General features: G+C 29.3%; 3 protein-coding genes. All 3 read right to left on the bottom strand.

Annotated features, from left to right (window positions below):
• Positions 1 to 258 precede the first annotated feature (258 nt).
• On the bottom strand, positions 259 to 1053 hold the full coding sequence (locus MBFIL_RS07820; protein WP_157078728.1) for a hypothetical protein: 795 nt from the start codon (positions 1051 to 1053) through the stop codon (positions 259 to 261).
• 35 nt (positions 1054 to 1088) lie between these two features.
• On the bottom strand, positions 1089 to 1922 hold the full coding sequence (locus tag MBFIL_RS07815; protein WP_066973285.1) for a hypothetical protein: 834 nt from the start codon (positions 1920 to 1922) through the stop codon (positions 1089 to 1091).
• A gap of 1188 nt (positions 1923 to 3110) precedes the next feature.
• Positions 3111 to 21215, bottom strand: coding sequence for a DUF11 domain-containing protein (locus MBFIL_RS10655; RefSeq protein WP_211261741.1), 18105 nt, complete (start codon positions 21213 to 21215; stop codon positions 3111 to 3113).
• Between the last annotated feature and the right edge of the window lie 123 nt (positions 21216 to 21338).

The raw sequence follows: 21338 nt of genomic DNA, 5'->3' as shown, positions 1-21338 counted from the left end.
TTAGAAACCATTATAATATTAAAATAAAGTTTTTAATCCTATATGTACATATACAATATACTTTTTTTCTATTGTATACTAAAATTTTTCTACTGTATACAGTGTATACAAAGAATATATCAAATATACAAAACTAGTGATTAATAAAGACTCCCAAAATAATAATTAAATAAGTTAAAAATAGGTTTTAGAGATTCTCATAAGAATTCTCTAAAAAATAAAAAGCAAAAGGTTGTAAAACCCTTTAATAAGAATCATTTATTCTTTTTTTCTATAAATTGTTAATCCTAAACTAGATAATAAAACTATTATTATCATTATTAAAGGCATTCCTGTTTTTTTCATAGCTGCCTTAACTTTCGGAACATCTTTAACAGGTTCCTCAACTTCATCTGGTTGCTCTGGAATAGATACTTCAGGAGTTTCATCTGGAGTTTCATCTGGAGTTTCATTAACTGTAGGTTCAGGGAACTCCTCCTTTTCAGGAGCAGTTAAATTTTCATCAGGTGTGAAAACTGATGTATTAAGTGATTCAGTTTTAAATATTAATAAATCCTGATAAGTTTTACTGTCCCTTGAAGGTAAGTAACCATCTCCAACCATACGAAAAGTAAATTCAGTGAAATAGCTAGTAGTCAATGTACCATTACGCAATACACCATCAACCATTATTTGAGTAGTTGTGTTCACAACACGAGTTACAGAAGAGTTAACCTTATAAAAGTCAGGATAATGTACAACTGGATTATTTCCTTCTGATAAATTCCAAATTCCGTTTTGAAATTGTGTTTTTCCTTGCTTAGTCCAATTTTCTACAAAATACTCAATTGTACCATTTTTAACCCGAATATCATCCATTGTTTTTACAGATTGACCAGCATATACTAAATTATTACGTTCTACACATACTTCATCATATGTTACCCTTTCGCCATTTTCATTCAGCACAACCTTACTACCTGTAAATGTACCATTATCAGCAAAAGTCGCTGTAGGCACTGTAAGTAAAGCTACTGCTGATATAATAAGTAATATCAACAATTTATTGTTCAATTTTTCCATCTCCTTAATATAAATTCCATATGAATTCATACGTTTTTTCTATAAATTGTTAATCCTAAACTAGATAATAAAACTATTATTATCATTATTAAAGGCATTCCTGTTTTTTTCATAGCTGCCTTAACTTTCGGAACATCTTTAACAGGTTCCTCAACTTCATCTGGTTGCTCTGGAGTAATAGATACTTCAGGAGTCTCATCTGGAGTCTCATCAATTGTAACCTCAGGGGCTTTTTCCTCTTTAGGAGGTTCAACTGGAGTTTCATTAACTGGAACCTCAGGGAGTTCCTCTTCTTCAGGAGCAGTTATTTCATCTGGTGTGAAAAATGATGTATTAAGTGATTCAGTTTTAAATATTAATAAATCCTGATAAGTACTACTGTTCCTTGAAGGTAAGTAACCATCTCCAACCATACGAAAAGTAAATTCAGTAAGATAACTAGTAGTCAATGTACCATTACGTAATACACCATCAACCATTATTTGAGTAGTTGTGTTCACAACACGAGCAGAAGAGTTGACCTTATAAAAATCAGGATAATGTACAACTGGATTATTTCCTTCTGATAAATTCCAAACTCCATTTTGAAGTGCTGAATTTCCTATTTTACCCCAATTCTCTACAATATACTCAATTGTACCATTTTTAACCTGAATATCATTCATTGTTTTTACAGATTGACCAGCATATATTAAATTATTATGTTCTACACATACTTCATCATATGTTACCCTTTCCCCATTTTCAGTCAGTACAACCTTACTACCCGTGTATGTACCATTATCAGCAAAAGTCGCTGTAGGCACTGTAAGTAAAGCTACTGCTGATATAATTAATAATATCAACAATTTATTGTTCAATTCTTCCATCTCCTTTTCAATATAAGTTCATATATTCTTAAAACATAACCTAAATACTTAAATTCAGATTTAGTAATACAAAAGCATATTTATCATTAAAGTACAAATATTAAAAACTTTAAAACTTAAAATTTCATAAAATCCGTTAGATATAATAATGTTATTTAATGTTAGTTTTATTAATTAAAATAATGATTTACTATTAATTTAATAATAATCAGACGGATAAATTTAAATTTAATCCTAAGATATGCTGAAACAGAGATTGAAAAGAAATAGGAATGTTAATATGGAGTTATTTTACTTATACTTAGTATAAAATATTATATTATAGATAAGTATGTATATTAAAGAATTATTATAATTTGAAAATTGGGAATTTAAAATTCCGATTTATTTTACAAATTATTTTTCTTAAAACCAAAATAAATAAGAATGCAGATATTTTTCCAGAATTATATTATTGCCATGATAAAATTTGTTCGTAACTATCTAAAACTTGAATATTTTAATTAGAACTAACCTAAAATCATTCAGTGTTTTAGTGCTGTTCTAATTACTCATATCGTTCTTAATATTTAATAATCATAGTAAAAACATGAGCTATAAATCAAATTCTTTGTAATTATCTTCAAATTAAAAAAATCATATATAACTTCTAAATACTCATCAAACAGAGCTTATTTAAATTAGATATATATCTTCCTCAGACCTTTCTAACTATTATTAATATAATGTATAAACAATAATATATATAAATGTTTCGATATGATAGAAACTATAATATGAAATAAATTTTTTCGATATGTTGGAAACTAGAGAATATGGTAATTTGAACTAATATAATACTTCAATAATCAAACTAAGTTCATATAGATCCATATGGGATTTTTTGTTTTTTTGGAGATTAAACACTAATCTATATAATAACTATATATAACTATATATGAACTATATATACCTAGTTTAGTGTAAGTATTGTTGATCCTTCTCCATTTATTATGGTTCCAGAGCATTAATATTTTCAATAATTTTTAAATCTCTACTAATGGACACTAATGGTGATTTTCTTGTTTCATGCTCCTTTATATTCACCATTAGATATTAATTATATCGCCATTACCTGTAACTGTATTTATTCCACTATTAATTTTTTTTTAGCAAATGTGAAATTGTTCCACTTTTAATTCAATTATCTTTTTCTACTTTTAAAGAATGTGAGCTTTTTCTTTTAATTGAAATTAAGCCAAATAAACTTAAAACCATTATAATAACTATCAATGGAACACCAGTTGTTTTCATTGCAACAGCTTTGGCTTTCATTGGATGTTTGACTATTGGCTCAGGTTCTATTGGTTCATTTTCTTTATGTTCAAAAGTGATGTCATCACCTTTATCTGTATCATTTTCAACAGGAGGTATTGGTATATTAGGCGTATAATTTATTTTATCTTCAGTTTCATTAATAATTGGTTCTTCTGTAGTATTAGCAATGAATGTAGCTGTGTCATTGATTTGATCATTAGTATTGTTTTCATTTGTATTTACAGTGGCAGTGTTGACTATTATTCCTTCAGATGTTACAGTAACATTAATTGTTAATGTTACATTTGCTCCAGCTTCAAGATTTCCTACTGTCCATATACCCTCCCCAACATCATAACTACCTTGTGTTGCACTAGCATTTATAAATTGTATTTTACTGTGATCTAAATTATCAGTTACATATACTCCTGTTGCATTAGTTGGACCTTGGTTAATAATAATGATAGTGTAAGTTATAGTGTCCCCAACATAATTGATTTCAGTAGCATTTGATACTTTAATAATAGTCACATTAACATCATCACTTACATTAAATATTACAGTGTCATTTGTTTGATTATTTGTATTGTCCTCATGAGTGATTAGACTCGCAGTGTTGATTACGGTTCCAATTCCTGTGATTGTAACATTTATGTTTAATGTTGCATTGGTTCCTACTGTTAAATTTCCAATTGTCCAAATTCCTGTTGTGTTATCATATATTCCTATACTTGCAGATGCATCATTGAATTGTAATTTTGTGTAATCTAGATTGTCTACTACATATACACCAGTTGCGTTGGTTAATCCATAGTTTACTATAGTTATTGTGTAAATTACACTGTCTCCAACATAATTGATTTCAGTAGCATTAGATATTTTAATGATTGTTACATTAACTTCATCAGTCACATTGAATATTTCTGTGTCATTTGTTTGATTATTAGTATTATTTTCACTTGTAGTTACATTTGCAGTGTTAATTATTGTTCCAATTCCCATAATTGTAACATTAATAGTTAATGTAGCAGTGGTTCCTGATGTTAGGTTTCCAATTGTCCAGATTCCTGTTGTGTTATCGTAGGTTCCTGTGTTTGCAGATGCATTGATGTATTGTATTTTTGTGTAATCTAGGTTGTCTACTACATATACACCAGTTGCATTAGTTAGTCCATAGTTTATTATAGTTATTGTGTATGTTACATTGTCACCTATATGATTGTTTACTGTTGCATTAGAAACCTTAATAATAGTCACATTAACATCATCAGTCACATTGAAAATAACTGTATCATTAGTTTCATTATTAGTATTATTTTCACTTGTAGTTACATTTGCAGTGTTAGCTATTATTCCAGTTCCAGTTGTTGTAACATTAATAAATAATGTTGCATTGGTTCCAGCTGTTAAATTTCCAATAGTCCATTTCCCAGTAACATTATCATACATGCCTATACTTGCAGATGCACTGATGAATTGCACTTTAGTATGATCTAAATTATCCATAACATAAACATCAGATGCATTGGTTAGACCATAGTTTATTATAGTTATTGTATAAGTTACATTATCTCCAACATGATTATTTACTGTTGCATTAGACACCTTAATAATAGTTACATCAACATCATCAGACACATTAAAGATTTCTGTATCATTAGTCTGATTATTAGTATTACTTTCACTTGTAGTCACATTTGCATTATTAAATACTATTCCAGTTCCAATTATTGTAACATTAATAGTTAATGTAGCAGTAGCTCCAGCTTCAAGGTCCCCAATAGTCCATCTTCCTGTTACATTATTATATACTCCCATACTTGCAGATGCACTAATGAATTGCACTTTAGTATAATCCAAATTATCCATAACATAAACATCAGATGCATTAGTCAAACCATAATTAATTACAGTTATTGTATAAGTTACATTATCTCCAACATGATTATTTACTGTTGCATTAGAGACCTTAATAATAGTTACATTGACCTCATCAGTCACATTAAAGATCTCTGTATCATTAGTCTGATTATTAGTATTATTTTCACTTGTAGTTACATTTGCGGTATTAGCTATTATTCTGGTTCCTGTGATTGTTACATTTATGTATAGTGTTGCGCTGGTTCCTGCTTCAAGGTTTCCAATAGTCCATCTTCCTGTTGTATTGTTGTATGTTCCTATACTTGCAGATGCATTGATAAATTGTACTTTAGTATAATCCAAATTATCCATTACAAAAACATCAGATGCATTAGTTAAACCATAATTAATTACAGTTATTGTATAAGTTACATTATCTCCAACATGATTGTTTTCTGTTGCATTGGATATTTTAATAATGGTTGCATTGACTTCATCAGTTACATTGAATATTTCTGTATCGTTAGTTTGATTATTAGTATTATTTTCACTTGTAGTCACATTTGCATTATTAAATATTATTCCAGTTCCAGTTATTGTAACATTAATAATTAATGTGGCAGTAGCTCCAGCTTCAAGGTCCCCAATAGTCCATCTTCCTGTTGCATTATCATATGCTCCCATACTTGCAGATGCATTGATAAATTGTACTTTAGTATAATCCAAATTATCCATTACAAAAACATCAGATGCATTAGTTAAACCATAATTAATTACAGTTATTGTATAAGTTACATTATCTCCAACATGATTATTTACTGTTGCATTAGACACCTTAATAATAGTTACATTAACCTCATCAGACACATTAAAGATCTCTGTATCATTAGTCTGATTATTAGTATTATTTTCACTTGTAGTCACATTTGCATTATTAAATATTATTCCAGTTCCAATGATTGTAACATTAATAGTTAATGTAGCAGTAGCTCCAGCTTCAAGGTCCCCAATAGTCCATCTTCCTGTTACATTATTATATGCTCCCATACTTGCAGATGCACTAATGAATTGTACTTTAGTATAATCTAAATTATCCATTACATAAACATCAGATGCATTAGTTAAACCATGATTGATTATGGTTATTGTATAAGTTACATTATCTCCAACATGATTATTTACTGTTGCATTAGAGACCTTAATAATAGTTACATTAACATCATCAGCCACATTAAAGATTTCTGTATCATTAGTCTGGTTATTAGTATTATTTTCACTTGTAGTCACATTTGCATTATTAAATATTATTCCAGTTCCAGTAATTGTAACATTAATAGTTAATGTAGCAGTAGTTCCTGCATCAAGGTCCCCAATAGTCCATCTTCCTGTTGTATTGTTGTATGTTCCCATACTTGCAGATGCACTAATGAATTGCACTTTATTATGATCTAAATTATCCATAACATAAACATCAGATGCATTAGTTAACCCATAGTTAATTATGGTTATTGTGTAAGTTACATTATCTCCAACATGATTATTTACTGTTGCATTAGACACCTTAATAATAGTTACATTAACCTCATCAGACACATTAAAGATCTCTGTATCATTAGTCTGATTATTAGTATTATTTTCACTTGTAGTCACATTTGCATTATTAAATATTATTCCAGTTCCAATGATTGTAACATTAATAGTTAATGTAGCAGTAGCTCCAGCTTCAAGGTCCCCAATAGTCCATCTTCCTGTTACATTATTATATGCTCCCATACTTGCAGATGCACTAATGAATTGCACTTTAGTATAATCTAAATTATCCATAACATAAACATCAGATGCATTAGTCAAACCATAATTAATTACAGTTATTGTATAAGTTACATTATCTCCAACATGATTATTTACTGTTGCATTAGACACTTTAATAATAGTTACATTGACCTCATCAGTCACATTAAAGATTTCTGTATCATTAGTCTGATTATTAGTATTATTTTCACTTGTAGTTACGTTTGCGGTATTAGCTATTATTCCAGTTCCAGTGATTGTTACATTTATATATAGTGTTGCACTGGTTCCTGCTTCAAGATTCCCAATAGTCCATCTTCCTGTTGTATTGTTGTATGTTCCCATACTTGCAGATGCACTAATGAATTGTAATTTAGTATGATCCAAATTATCCATAACATAAACATCAGATGCATTAGTTAAACCATAATTAATTACAGTTATTGTATAAGTTACATTATCTCCAACATGATTATTTACTGTTGCATTAGACACCTTAATAATAGTTACATTAACCTCATCAGACACATTAAAAATTTCTGTATCATTAGTCTGATTATTAGTATTATTTTCATTTGTAGTTACATTTGCATTATTAAATATTATTCCAGTTCCAGTTATTGTAACATTAATAGTTAATGTAGCAGTAGTTCCAGCTTCAAGATTCCCAATAGTCCATCTTCCTGTTGTATTGTTGTATGTTCCCATACTTGCAGATGCACTAATGAATTGCACTTTAGTATGATCTAAATTATCCATAACATAAACATCAGATGCATTAGTTAAACCATGATTAATTACAGTTATTGTGTAAGTTATATTGTCCCCAACATGATTATTTTCTGTTGCATTAGACACTTTAATAATAGTTACATTAACTTCGTCTCCAACATTAAAGATTTCTGTATCATTAGTTTGATTATTAATGTTGTTTTCGTTTGTAGTTACATTTGCATTATTAAATACTATTCCAGTTCCAATTATTGTAACTTCAATATCTAATGTAACACTGGTTCCAGCTTCTAAATTTCCAATAGTCCAAATTCCAGTCGTATTATTATATGTTCCCATACTTGCAGATGCACTAATGAATTGCACTTTAGTATAATCTAAATTATCCATAACATAAACATCAGATGCATTAGTTAAACCATGATTAATTACAGTTATTGTGTAAGTTATACTATCCCCAACATGATTGCTTACTGTCGCATTAGAGATCTTAATAATAGTTACATTAACCTCATCAGTGACATTAAAAATTTCTGTATCATTAGTTTTGTTGTTAATGTTGTTCTCATGTGTAGTTACATTTGCATTGTTAGCTATTATTCCAGTTCCTGTGATTGTAACATTAATATATAGTGTCACACTGGCTCCAGCTTCTAAATTTCCAATAGTCCAAATTCCAGTCGTATTATTATATGTTCCCATACTTGCAGATGCACTAATGAATTGCACTTTACTGTAATCTAAATTATCCATAACATAAACATCAGATGCATTAGTTAAACCATTATTAATTATGGTTATTGTGTAAGTTATATTGTCCCCAACATGATTATTTTCTGTTGCATTAGACACTTTAATAATAGTTACATTAACATCATCAGTGACATTAAAAATTTCTGTATCATTAGTTTGATTATTAGTATTATTTTCATTTGTAGTTACATTTGCAGTATTAGCTATTATTCCAGTTCCTGTGATTGTAACATTAATATATAGTGTCACACTGGCTCCAGCTTCTAAATTTCCAACAGTCCAAATCCCAGTTGTACTATTGTATGTTCCCATACTTGCAGATGCACTAATGAATTGCACTTTAGTATAATCTAAGTTATCCATTACATAAACATCAGTTGCATTAGTTAAACCATAGTTTATAATAGTTATTGTGTAAGTTATATTGTCCCCAACATGATTATTTACTGTTGCATTAGACACCTTAATAATAGTTACATTAACCTCATCAGTGACATTAAAAATTTCTGTATCATTAGTTTGATTATTAGTATTATTTTCGTTTGTAGTTACATTTGCAGTGTTAGCTATTATTCCTGTTCCTGTGATTGTCACATTTATATATAGTGTCACACTGGTTCCAGCTTCTAAATTTCCAATAGTCCAAATTCCAGTTGTATTATCATATGTTCCAATACTTGCAGATGCACTAATGAATTGCACTTTACTGTGATCTAAATTATCCATTGCATAAACATCAGTTGCATTAGTTAAACCATCGTTAATTATGGTTATTGTGTAAGTTATATTGTCTCCAACATGATTGTTTTCTGTTGCATTAGACACCTTAATAATAGTTACATTAACTTCGTCTCCAACATTAAAGATTTCTGTATCATTAGTTTGATTATTAATGTTGTTTTCGTTTGTAGTTACATTTGCATTGTTAAATATTATTCCAGTTCCAATTATTGTAACTTCAATATCTAATGTAACACTGGCTCCAGCTTCTAAGTTTCCAATAGTCCAAATTCCAGTCGTATTATTATATGTTCCAGTATTTGTAAATGCATCTATGAATTGCACTTTGCTGTAGTCTAAGTTATCCATTACATAAACATTAGTTGCATTAGTTAAACCAAAATTGATTATGGTTATTGTGTAATTTATATTGTCTCCAACATGATTGTTTGCTGTTGCATTAGAGATCTTAATAATAGTTACATTAACCTCATCAGTGACATTAAAAATTTCTGTATCATTAGTTTGATTATTAGTATTATTTTCGCTTGTGGTTAGATTTGCATTATTAAATACTATTCCAGTTCCTGTGATTGTCACATTTATGTATAGTGTCACACTAGCTCCAACTTCTAAATTTCCAATAGTCCAAATTCCAGTCGTATTATTATATGTTCCCATACTTGCAGATGCACTAATGAATTGCACTTTAGTATAATCTAAATTATCCATAACATAAACATCAGATGCATTAGTTAAACCATGATTAATTATAGTTATTGTGTAAGTTATATTATCCCCAACATGATTGCTTGCTGTTGCATTAGAGATCTTAATAATAGTTACATTAACATCATCAGTGACATTAAAGATTTCTGTATCATTAGTTTTGTTGTTAATGTTGTTCTCATGTGTAGTTACATTTGCAGTGTTAGCTATTATCCCAGTTCCTGTGATTGTCACATTTATGTATAGTGTCACACTGGCTCCAGCTTCTAAGTTTCCAATAGTCCAAATTCCAGTCGTATTATTATATGTTCCAGTATTTGTAAATGCATCTATGAATTGCACTTTGGTGTGATCTAAGTTATCCATTACATAAACATCAGTTGCATTAGTTAAACCATTATTAATTATGGTTATTGTGTAAGTTATATTGTCCCCAACATAATTATTTTCTGTTGCATTAGACACTTTAATAATAGTTACATTAACCTCATCAGTGACATTAAAAATTTCTGTATCATTAGTTTGATTATTAGTATTGTTTTCGTTTGTAGTTACATTTGCATTATTAAATACTATTCCAGTTCCTGTGATTGTAACATTAATATATAGTGTCACACTGGTTCCAGCTTCTAAGTTTCCAATAGTCCATCTTCCTGTTGTATTGTTGTATGTTCCCATACTTGCAGATGCACTAATGAATTGCACTTTACTGTAATCTAAATTATCCATAACATAAACATCAGATGCATTAGTTAAACCATCGTTAATTATGGTTATTGTGTAAGTTATATTGTCCCCAACATGATTATTTTCTGTTGCATTAGACACTTTAATAATAGTTACATTAACTTCGTCTCCAACATTAAAGATTTCTGTATCATTAGTTTGATTATTAATGTTGTTTTCGTTTGTAGTTACATTTGCATTGTTAAATATTATTCCAGTTCCAATTATTGTAACTTCAATATCTAATGTAACACTGGCTCCAGCTTCTAAGTTTCCAATAGTCCAAATTCCAGTCGTATTATTATATGTTCCCATACTTGCAGATGCACTAATGAATTGCACTTTACTGTAATCTAAATTATCCATTACATAAACATTAGTTGCATTAGTTAAACCATAATTAATTATAGTTATTGTATAAGTTATGTTGTCTCCAACATAATTGTTTACTGTTGCATTAGATAAAGATTTAGGTTTCGCTGAAACAACTCCAGTATAAACGCGATCGTTTGCTGTTGCATTAGACACTTTAATAATAGTTACATTAACATCATCAGTTACATTAAAAATTTCTGTATCATTAGTTTGATTATTAGTATTATTTTCGCTTGTGGTTACATTTGCATTGTTAGCTATTATTCCTGTTCCTGTGATTGTTACATTTATGTATAATGTTGCACTGGTTCCAGCTGTTAGGTTTCCAATTGTCCAAATTCCTTCTATATTATTATATGTTCCTGTACTTGCATATGCATTAATGAATTGTACTTTAGTATGATCTAAATTATCTATTGCATAAACATCAGTTGCATTGGTTAAACCATAGTTTATGATGGTTATTGTGTAGGTTATATTATCTCCTACATGATTGTTTGCTGTTGCATTAGATACTTTAATAATGGTTACATTAACATCATCAGTTACATTAAAGACTTCTGTATCATTAGTTTTGTTGTTGATGTTGGTTTCAGTTGTAGTTACATTTGCAGTGTTAACTATTATTCCAGTTCCTGTGATTATAACATTAATATATAATGTTGCATTGGTTCCAGCTTCAAGGTTTCCAATTGTCCAAATCCCAGATGTATTATTATATGTTCCTATACTTGCAGATGCACTAATGAACTGTACTTTAGTGAAATCTAAATTATCCATTACATAAACATCAGATGCATTAGTTAAACCATCGTTAAATATGGTTATTGTGTAAGTTACGTTGTCTCCTACATGATTATTTTCTGTTGCATTAGATACTTTAATAATGGTTACATTAACTTCATCAGTTACATTAAAGACTTCTGTATCATTAGTTTTGTTGTTGATGTTGGTTTCAGTTGTAGTTACATTTGCGGTGTTAACTATTATTCCAGTTCCTGTGATTGTAACATTAATATATAATGTTGCATTGGTTCCTGCATCAATGTTTCCAATTGTCCAAATTCCAGATGTATTATTATATGTTCCTATACTTGCAGATGCACTAATGAACTGTACTTTAGTGAAATCTAAATTATCCATTACATAAACATCAGTAGCATTGGTTAAGCCATCGTTAAATATGGTTATTGTGTAGGTTATGTTGTCTCCTACATGATTATTTTCTGTTGCATTAGATACTTTAATAATGGTTACATTAATTTCATTGTCGACATTAAAGATTTCTGTGTCATTGGTTTTGTTGTTAGTGTTAGTTTCATTAGTGGTTACATTTGCTGTGTTGATTATATTTCCTGTTCCAATGATCAATACTGTTATGTTTAATTCTACTGTTTCACCAGAATTCAAATCACTAATATTCCACATACCTGTAATTGGATTATAGCTACCTATTGAAGCGGAATGATCAATATATTGTACTTTACTTGTATTTAAATTATCATAAACATATACGCCAGTTGCATTGGTTAATCCATAGTTAATTATTGTGATGGTGTAGTTTATTATGTCTCCTACATTATTAGATCCTGTTGCATTGGATACTTTAATTATACTTACATTTACGTCCCCTACTTCAAATTCGACTGTAACTGTTGTGTTATTGTTTAAGTTAGGAATTTCAGTGTTTAGTTCTGCAGTGTTTACTATGGTTCCACTTTCAAGTATAATAGCTTCAATTTCAAGTGTAGCTGTTTCATTTACATCAAGTGTTCCTATATGCCAAATTCCACTAGGTGAATCAAAGGTTCCATGAGTTGATGTGTGATTTACATATTCTAGTTTTTCACTTAACATCTCATAGACAAAAACATTTGCAAGTGTAGCATCTGGACCATGATTTGTAATATTAATAGTATATTTAACTGTATCTCCAATATGAGTAGTATAATTTCCTGTTACATTAACTACCTTAATTATGGTTACATTTACTAGTGGTAATATGTCTATTTCAACTGAACTATTTATATCAGGATCATCTAGCTCTTGATCTGCAGTTACATTCCAAGCAAGATTAGTTACCTCTCCAAGTCCTGTTGCATTAACTGTCATGGTTAATGTTACACTACCATAACCTTCAATATCTCCTAATTCCCAAATACCAGTGGTATTATCATAAGATATTCCACCAGTATAGTTAATTAGTTCAAATCTGCTGTCTAATAAATCTGTAAATTTCACATTAGTAATAGTAGATGGACCTTCATTAGTAACTACTATGGTAAATGTTACTGTATCATAATGAGATACAACATAAACATCAGCTATTTTAATAATTGAAAGCCTATCATTTACAGCTGCTTTAATTTTAAGTATAACATCTTCATCATCTGAAAGTGCATTAATTGCATACTCATCAGTTAAATTATATAATATAATATCATCTTGAGCAAAACTTACAATTCTTATATCACCACTTGTACCATTAAATGGAATTGTTTGATTTAAAACATTAACATTTACTAGGAAATATGGTAATCTATCAGGACTATGAGCTAAAGTTGGATCATTTAATGTTAAATTATATGATAATGATGCAGGTTCAAGTATAAGATAATTAAATGTTGCATTAGATATTGTACTTAATGTATAATTTAGAGATAATCTTAAAACATACCAATTATTTAAAATACCTGTTGCAAGAGTTGCATTGTTTCCAATAGGATTATTATTAGTTCCCCACCAATTATAGTTAGCATTACCATTTGAACTTGAGAAATAAACTGCTCCTTCAGTATTTCCATTAAGGGTGTTCCTATAGAATCTATTGTAATTAACAACAACATAAGATCCACCTGAACTATACAAGGCTCCAGCACTTACAGTAGCTCGATTGTTTATGAAATTAGAACTGAAAACGTTTAAATATGAGCCTCCACTAACATATATAGCCCCTCCAGTTTTCGCACTGTTTCCATCAAATTCAGCAAATGTAATGTTAGTGCGCTGAGAAGTACATGAAATAGCCCCTCCACTATTAACTGCACTATTATTAACAAAAGTACAGTTGGTCACATTCATAGGAGTGTTTTGAATATCCATAGCTCCTCCTCTATCACCTGCAGTGTTATTAATAAAGACAGAATCGATTACAGTCACATTCAGGATGTTTGCATGGTTATTGATTGCACCACCATGTGTTGTAACATGATTTCCAATGAAAGTACAGTTTGTTATAAGAGTATTACCACCATTCCTATTATCAATTGCACCTGCATGTGCTGCATAATTACCAGTAAATGTTGTGTTTATAATAATTAAACCACTTCCATCATGCATAATAGCTCCAGCAGCACCATCTTGTTCACCTAGATATGTGGCAGTTAGTGTTGCATAATTATTTGTGAATGCGGAATTTATAACAGTCATGGCACCCCAGTTGTCAATAGCTCCACCAACATCAGTATTGTGGTTATTTTCAAAGAGAGTATCACTGATAAATAAGTTCATATTTCTATAATTATAAATAGCTCCACCACCATAGTTTTCGTTAGGTGAGGTAGAAGTAGCATAGTTATTTATAAAACTAACATTGTTTCTAATGGTCATATTAGTTCCATAATTATAAATAGCTCCACCTGCATATGTACCACGATTGTTATCAAAGAGAACATTATTTTCTATAATAACATTTAATCCAGAATTATAAATTGCTCCTCCTCTAGCTCCAGCACTACTGTTTATAAAGCTACTATTTCTAATATTAAGAGTACCTCCACTATTAGTACCTCCAATATTAGTAATAGCTCCACCTTCAGAACTAGCAGTATTATTTATAAATGAACTATTTTGAATGTTAAGAGTTCCATGGTTATAAATAGCTCCACCAGATACTGCAGTGTTATTGATTAAATTAGATCCTATTAAATTAAGAATAGCTCCGTTATTTACATACACTGACCCATAACTAGAAGTAAATTTAGTATTTGCTAAGGTTAGGTTAATAAATGTAACATTGCTACCACTTAAGATATTGAATAATCTATTATTACTATTTAAACCATCAATTATAACTTCTCCACTTAGAGCTGTTGCACCCATTAAAGTCACATTTTTATTAATATTAAGGTTTGTGTTCTTTAATGGTAAGCCATTTGTGTTGTTATAGTTATTTCCTGCAATATAAATTGTTCCTCCATCTTGAACATATTCTAATGCTTTTTCTATTGTTGCAAGTGCATCATCCCAACTAGTTCCCCAGTTATCATCACTTCCACCAGTAGCATTAACATAAGTCATGTTATTATCATTAAAGAATATTGCACGGAATCCATCAATAGCAAACTTCACTTTATTTGTGCTTTCAGGAGTTATGTTTAATATGTAGCTATTATTTTCTGGAATTAGTATAATATTTATTTCACCATTTTTATCTGTTATAGATCCATCGAAATTTGGAAGAAGATTACTATCAAAGGCACTACTATCATTAAGATGGAAACTATATTCAAAGGTAGTTTCTCCACTAGCTATGTTAATTAGTGTTGTGATGACTTCAGCTTGGAAATAATTAGTTAATGTTATGGTTCCAGTATTATATAGTTGTATAGATCCTAAAAGTGGGTTAGTGTTGTTTCCCCACCAATTATAGTTAGCAGTTCCAGTTCCACCAGCATTTACAAGGTATTGATTATCACCAACTGTAGTATCATTAGCATGATTGTTGTAGAATCTATTATAACTTATATTTGCTCCAGCTCCCAATGTGTATAATGCTCCACCATATCTTGCACTGTTATTTAATAAAATATTAGATAATAATGTGAAATTTACACCATATGAAAGTATTGCTCCACCATCAGCTCCTGCACTGTTGTTTATAAAGCTGTTATTACTTATGAGATTATAAATACCACCAGTTCTCATGGCACCACCATAAACTGCAGTGTTGTTTGTAAAATTACTATTATTTACAGTGAAATTTGCACCAGTGTTATTTACTGCTCCACCGCCATTAATTGCACTGTTATTTATGAAGTTGGAATTTAAAATAGTGAAATTAATTCCTGTGTTTAAAATTGCACCACCAGAATAACTTGCATTATTGTTTTTAAAAGTTGAGTTAATAATTGAAAGGTTAGTCGCTACATTATATATAGCTCCTCCACTATATGCACTGTTATTTATGAAGTTGGAGTTGATTATTGTAACTAAGCTATTGGTGTTTACATAAATTGCACTACCATTGTTATTAGTTCCTGTTAATTTACTATTTACAAATGTTATGTTTAAGAAAGTGACATTTAATCCACTGTTTATACTGAATATTCTAGCATTACTATTTAGTCCATCAAGTATTACTTCTCCACCTAATGCAGTTACACCTACAAAAGTAAGATTTTTACTAATAACAAGGTTCGTATTTCTTAATCCTAAGCTATTACTATTATTATAGCTATTTCCTGCGAGATATATTGTTCCTCCATCTTGAACATATTCTAATGCTTTTTCTATTGTTGCAAGTGCATCATCCCAACCAGTTCCAAAGTTATCATCACTTCCACCAGTAGCATTAACATAAGCAGAACTTATTTCAGTAAAAAACACTGCATAAAAACTATCTACAGTGAATTTTAATCTATTTGTGCTTTCTGGAGTAATACTTATAATATAGCTATTATTTACTTTTGCATCAAAAGTAATGTTTGTTTGACCATCTTTATCTCTTAAATTTCCATTAAAATCTGGAAGAAGATCTAATTCATAATCACTGCTATCATTAATAGAGAAAGTATATTCAAATGTAGTTTGTCCGCTGGTTTCATTAATTAATACTGAGTTAACCTCAACTATGAAATAATTATTTAATGTTAATGTTCCACTATTTCGCTTTACTGATTTCTCTTCTGGGTTATTACTATCTCCCCACCAATTATAATCAAGACTAGCAGTTCCACCATTTATATAAACTTGACCATTTCCAACATTATTATAAAAACGATTATAATTTACAGTTATACTTCCTGCTTGAATATAAATTGCACTACCATTAATAGCAGAGTTACTAACAAAAGTACTGCTATTACCTACAATAAAACTAGCTCCAGTATTATAAATAGCACCACCATTACTTGTAGCAGAATTATGAATAAAAATACTACTATTACCTACAACAAAACCACTGCCAGTATTATAAATAACACCCCCATATCCAGTTGCAGAATTATTAACAAAAGTACTATTATCACCTGTAATAAAATTAGGACCAGTATTATAAATAACAGCTCCATTACCACCAACAGTGTTATTAATAAAATTACTATTATTGCCTACAATAAAACCACTACCAGTATTATAAATAGCAGCACCATCATGATCCCTAACAAAATTATTAGCAAAAGTGCTATCATTACCTACAGTAAAATTAACACCAGTATTATAAATACCACCCCAGCCAATAGCTGAATTATTAACAAAAGTACTATTATTTCCTAGAACAAAACCAGTACCACCATAATTATAAATAATACTACCATTAATAGCAGAATTATTAACAAAAATACTGTTATCACCTATAGTAAAATTAACACCAGTATTATAAATAGCACCACCATTAGTTGTAGCAGAATTATTAATAAAGATATTATTATTATTATTATTATTATTAGCAAAAGTGCTATCATTACCTACAGTAAAATTAACACCAGTATTATAAATAGCACCACCATAAGCAGTTGCAGAATTATTAACAAAAGTAATATTACTACCTAAAACAAAATTAGGACCTGTGGAGTTAATAGCTCCACCATAAGCTCCACTATTATTTAAAAATAGGGAATTATTTATAGTGAAGTTAGCTCCTGAGGCAGAAATAGCTCCACCACTTCTTGCAGTGTTATTTATAAAAGTATTATTAATCACTGTATTATCAATTCCAACACTAACTATTGCTCCACCATAATTATAACTAGTTGAAGTAGTGGTTACTGCATTATTTGTAAAATTATTGTTTATAAAGACTGTATTATTTCCATAGTCTAAAATAGCTCCACCTATATAAAGTGCTTTGTTATTTGTAAAATTATTATTTATAAAGCTAGAATTATTCCCATAGTTTAAAATAGCTCCACCATAATTGTTAGTTGCAGTATTGTTTATGAAATTATTTTCATTTGCAAGGAAGTCTATTCCTACATTATAAACTGCTCCACCAAAATTTGCACTATTGTTAATGAAATTAGAACCACTTAAATTAAAACTACCGATGTTATAAATAGCTCCACCATTGTTAGATGCTTTATTATTTGTGAATGTTGAGTTATTTATTATTAATTCAGAATTAGTTCCATTATAACTAGTTCCACTATAATTAGTTCCATTATAATATATAGCACCACCATCATATGCAGTGTTATTTACAAAATTAGAGTTTGTAAATGTAACATTACTATTGTTTATATAAATTGCACCATTATTTCCTGAGCCTGTTAAATAGCTATTTGCAAATGTAATATTAGTAAAAGTAACATTTTGCCCACTAGTAATATTAAACAATCGACCATTATTTAATCCATTAATTATAACCTCACCACTTAAGGCACTTGCTCCTACAAAATTAATAGTTTTATTAATAATTAATTTAGTATTGTTTAAATCTAGACCATTTGTATTGTTATAGTTAGATCCTGCAAGATAAATTGTTCCTCCATTAGAAACTTGTTTTAAAGCTTGTTCAATTGTTGCAAGTGAACTAGTCCATGTAGTTCCGTTATTATTATCGTTTCCACCTGTAGCATTCACATAAACATATATTGATTCTATAAATCTATAATTATCCACTACAATATCAACATATTCTGGAGAGTATGCTAAAGTATTATCCTCTTTAGCATTGAAAATATCACTAGATCCATTATTATATGAAATTGAACCATTGAAATCAGGTAATAAACTTAAATCATAATCACTACCTATGTTTAAAACTAAACTGTAGTCTAATGTAATTAAGTTCATGTTGCTAATATTTACTATGAAGTAGTTTGCAGGAGTTCCTCCACTAATTTTAGGATTATTATTTCCCCACCAATTTAAAGTAGCATTAGCACTACCTAAATTTTCAAGATCATAACCAGTACCATTAGTATTATTAAAAATACGGTTATAGTTAACTTTAACTCCATTTACACGAGTAGTAGAAATAAAAATTCCTTGATTATTGTTAATAATATTATTCTGAGTTATGCTTGTACTGTTACTGTAAATATAGAGAGCCATACCATTATTTGTGAAATTAGAGTTAGAAATATTAGATCTAGTATCACCAGGACCTGAATAGATAGCTCTGGAATTTGAAATAAAATTTGAATAAATAACATTAAGACCTGCAATAGAATAGATAGCTCCACTAGTACTACCAGTGTTACCTGTGAAATTAGAATTACTTACATTTAATTTAGCACTATTGTAAATAGCTCCACTAGTACTACCAGTATTATTAATAAAATTAGAATTGTCCACTACAAAAGTACCTCCAGTATTATAGATACCTGCAGTATTTCCATTGTTGTAAGTAAAATTAGAGTTATTTAAGTTAAATGTTCCAGTGTTTGAAATACCTGTGTTACTATTATTAATAAAATTAGAGTTATCAGTGATAAATGTTCCAGTGTTTGAAATACCAGTATTATTATTGTTAATGAAACTAGAGTTGTCTAAGTTAAATTTACCTTCATTAGAAATACCTATTGCATTACTAGTAAAACTAGAGTTAATAACAGTAGTATTACTGTTTGCACCATTATTTGTAATACCAATAGGGTTGCTTGCGAAATTAGTATCTAATATTGTGAGATTTCCTTGATTATAAATAGCAACACTGTTATTTAAAAAACTAGAATCAGTAATAATAATGGTGTTACCTAGGGCATTATATATATTATTACCATAATTAGCATAATTATTACCATTGCTTGTGAAATTGGATCTACTTATATTAATATCTCCTCTTGTATTATAGATTGCTCCACCATTGTAAGAAGATGCATTATTGTTTGTAAATATAGAATCACTTATGGTAACAGGTCCATTTGCAAAGTTATAAATAGCTCCACCATATCCATTTGCATTATTATTACTGAAAGTAGAGTTAGATATATTGAGGTTAGTACCATTGTTAAAGATATTACCATTACCAGCAGTCGTTCCTGTGAAATTAGAACCTTGAATAGCCAAAACACCATTGTTATAAATAGAACTTCCATTGTATGTAGCAATATTACTAACAAATGTACAGTTATCTATATTGAGACTACTACCTAAAGCAATGTAAATTGCACCACCATTATTTGGACTTCTACCATTTGTTAATGTTAAATTAACTAAATTAACTCCAGCTACAGTTACATTAAATATATTAGAGGTCCCTTCACCAGTAATATTAACTTTACCATACTCACCACTTAATGTAACATTAGTAATGTTAATAAGTTGATTACGATTTAAAACACCAGAATACACTATTCCTACACTATCACCTGCAATATGTATTATTCCATTCTCTTTAACCATCCATAAAGCTTTATTAATTGATACGAGAGCTGTATCCCAACTACTACCATCATTATTGTCATTTCCACCTGTAGCATTTACATAAACATCAGTTGAAAGAACAAAGCCATAATTATCCACTTCAATGTGTACATATTCTGGTGAATATGTTAATATATTATTATCTTTAGCATCAAAAATATCAACACCAAGACTAGATGAAATAGAACCATTAAAATCAGGCATTAAACTTAAATCATATTCAACATTACCATTATTTAAAACTAAACTATAATTTAAGGTATTTGGATTAATATTACTGATGTTTACAATGAAGTAGTTTGCAGGACTTCCTACATTAATTTTAGGATTATTTGAGCCCCACCAATTTAAAGTAGCATTAACATTACCTAAATTTTCAAGATCATAACCAGTTGTATTAGTATTATTAAAAATACGATTATAATTAATTTTAACTCCTAGAATTCGAGAAGCAGTACCATAAATAACAATTCCCTGATTATTATTAATGATATTATTTTGAGTTACACTTGTATAATTACTAGAAATATACATAGCTACAGTATTATTTGTGAAGTTAGAATTAGAGATATTAGATCTAGTATCACCTGGAACTAAATGAATAGCTCTAGAGTTTGAAATGAAGTTAGAGTAATCAATATTAACTGCATTAGTAGAATAAATAGCTCCTCCAGTAGAACTACCATTATTACCTGTGAAGTTAGAATAACTCACATTAAATTTACCAGTATTGTATATGGCTCCACTATTACTACCAGTATTATTAATAAAATTAGAATTATTTACACTAAAAGTACCACCTGTATTAGTGATAGCACCACTTCCAATATTACCAAT

This window comes from Methanobrevibacter filiformis (genome assembly GCF_001639265.1).
In the GTDB taxonomy this organism is placed as follows: domain Archaea; phylum Methanobacteriota; class Methanobacteria; order Methanobacteriales; family Methanobacteriaceae; genus Methanacia; species Methanacia filiformis.
This window is presented reverse-complemented; position numbering and strand designations above follow the sequence as displayed.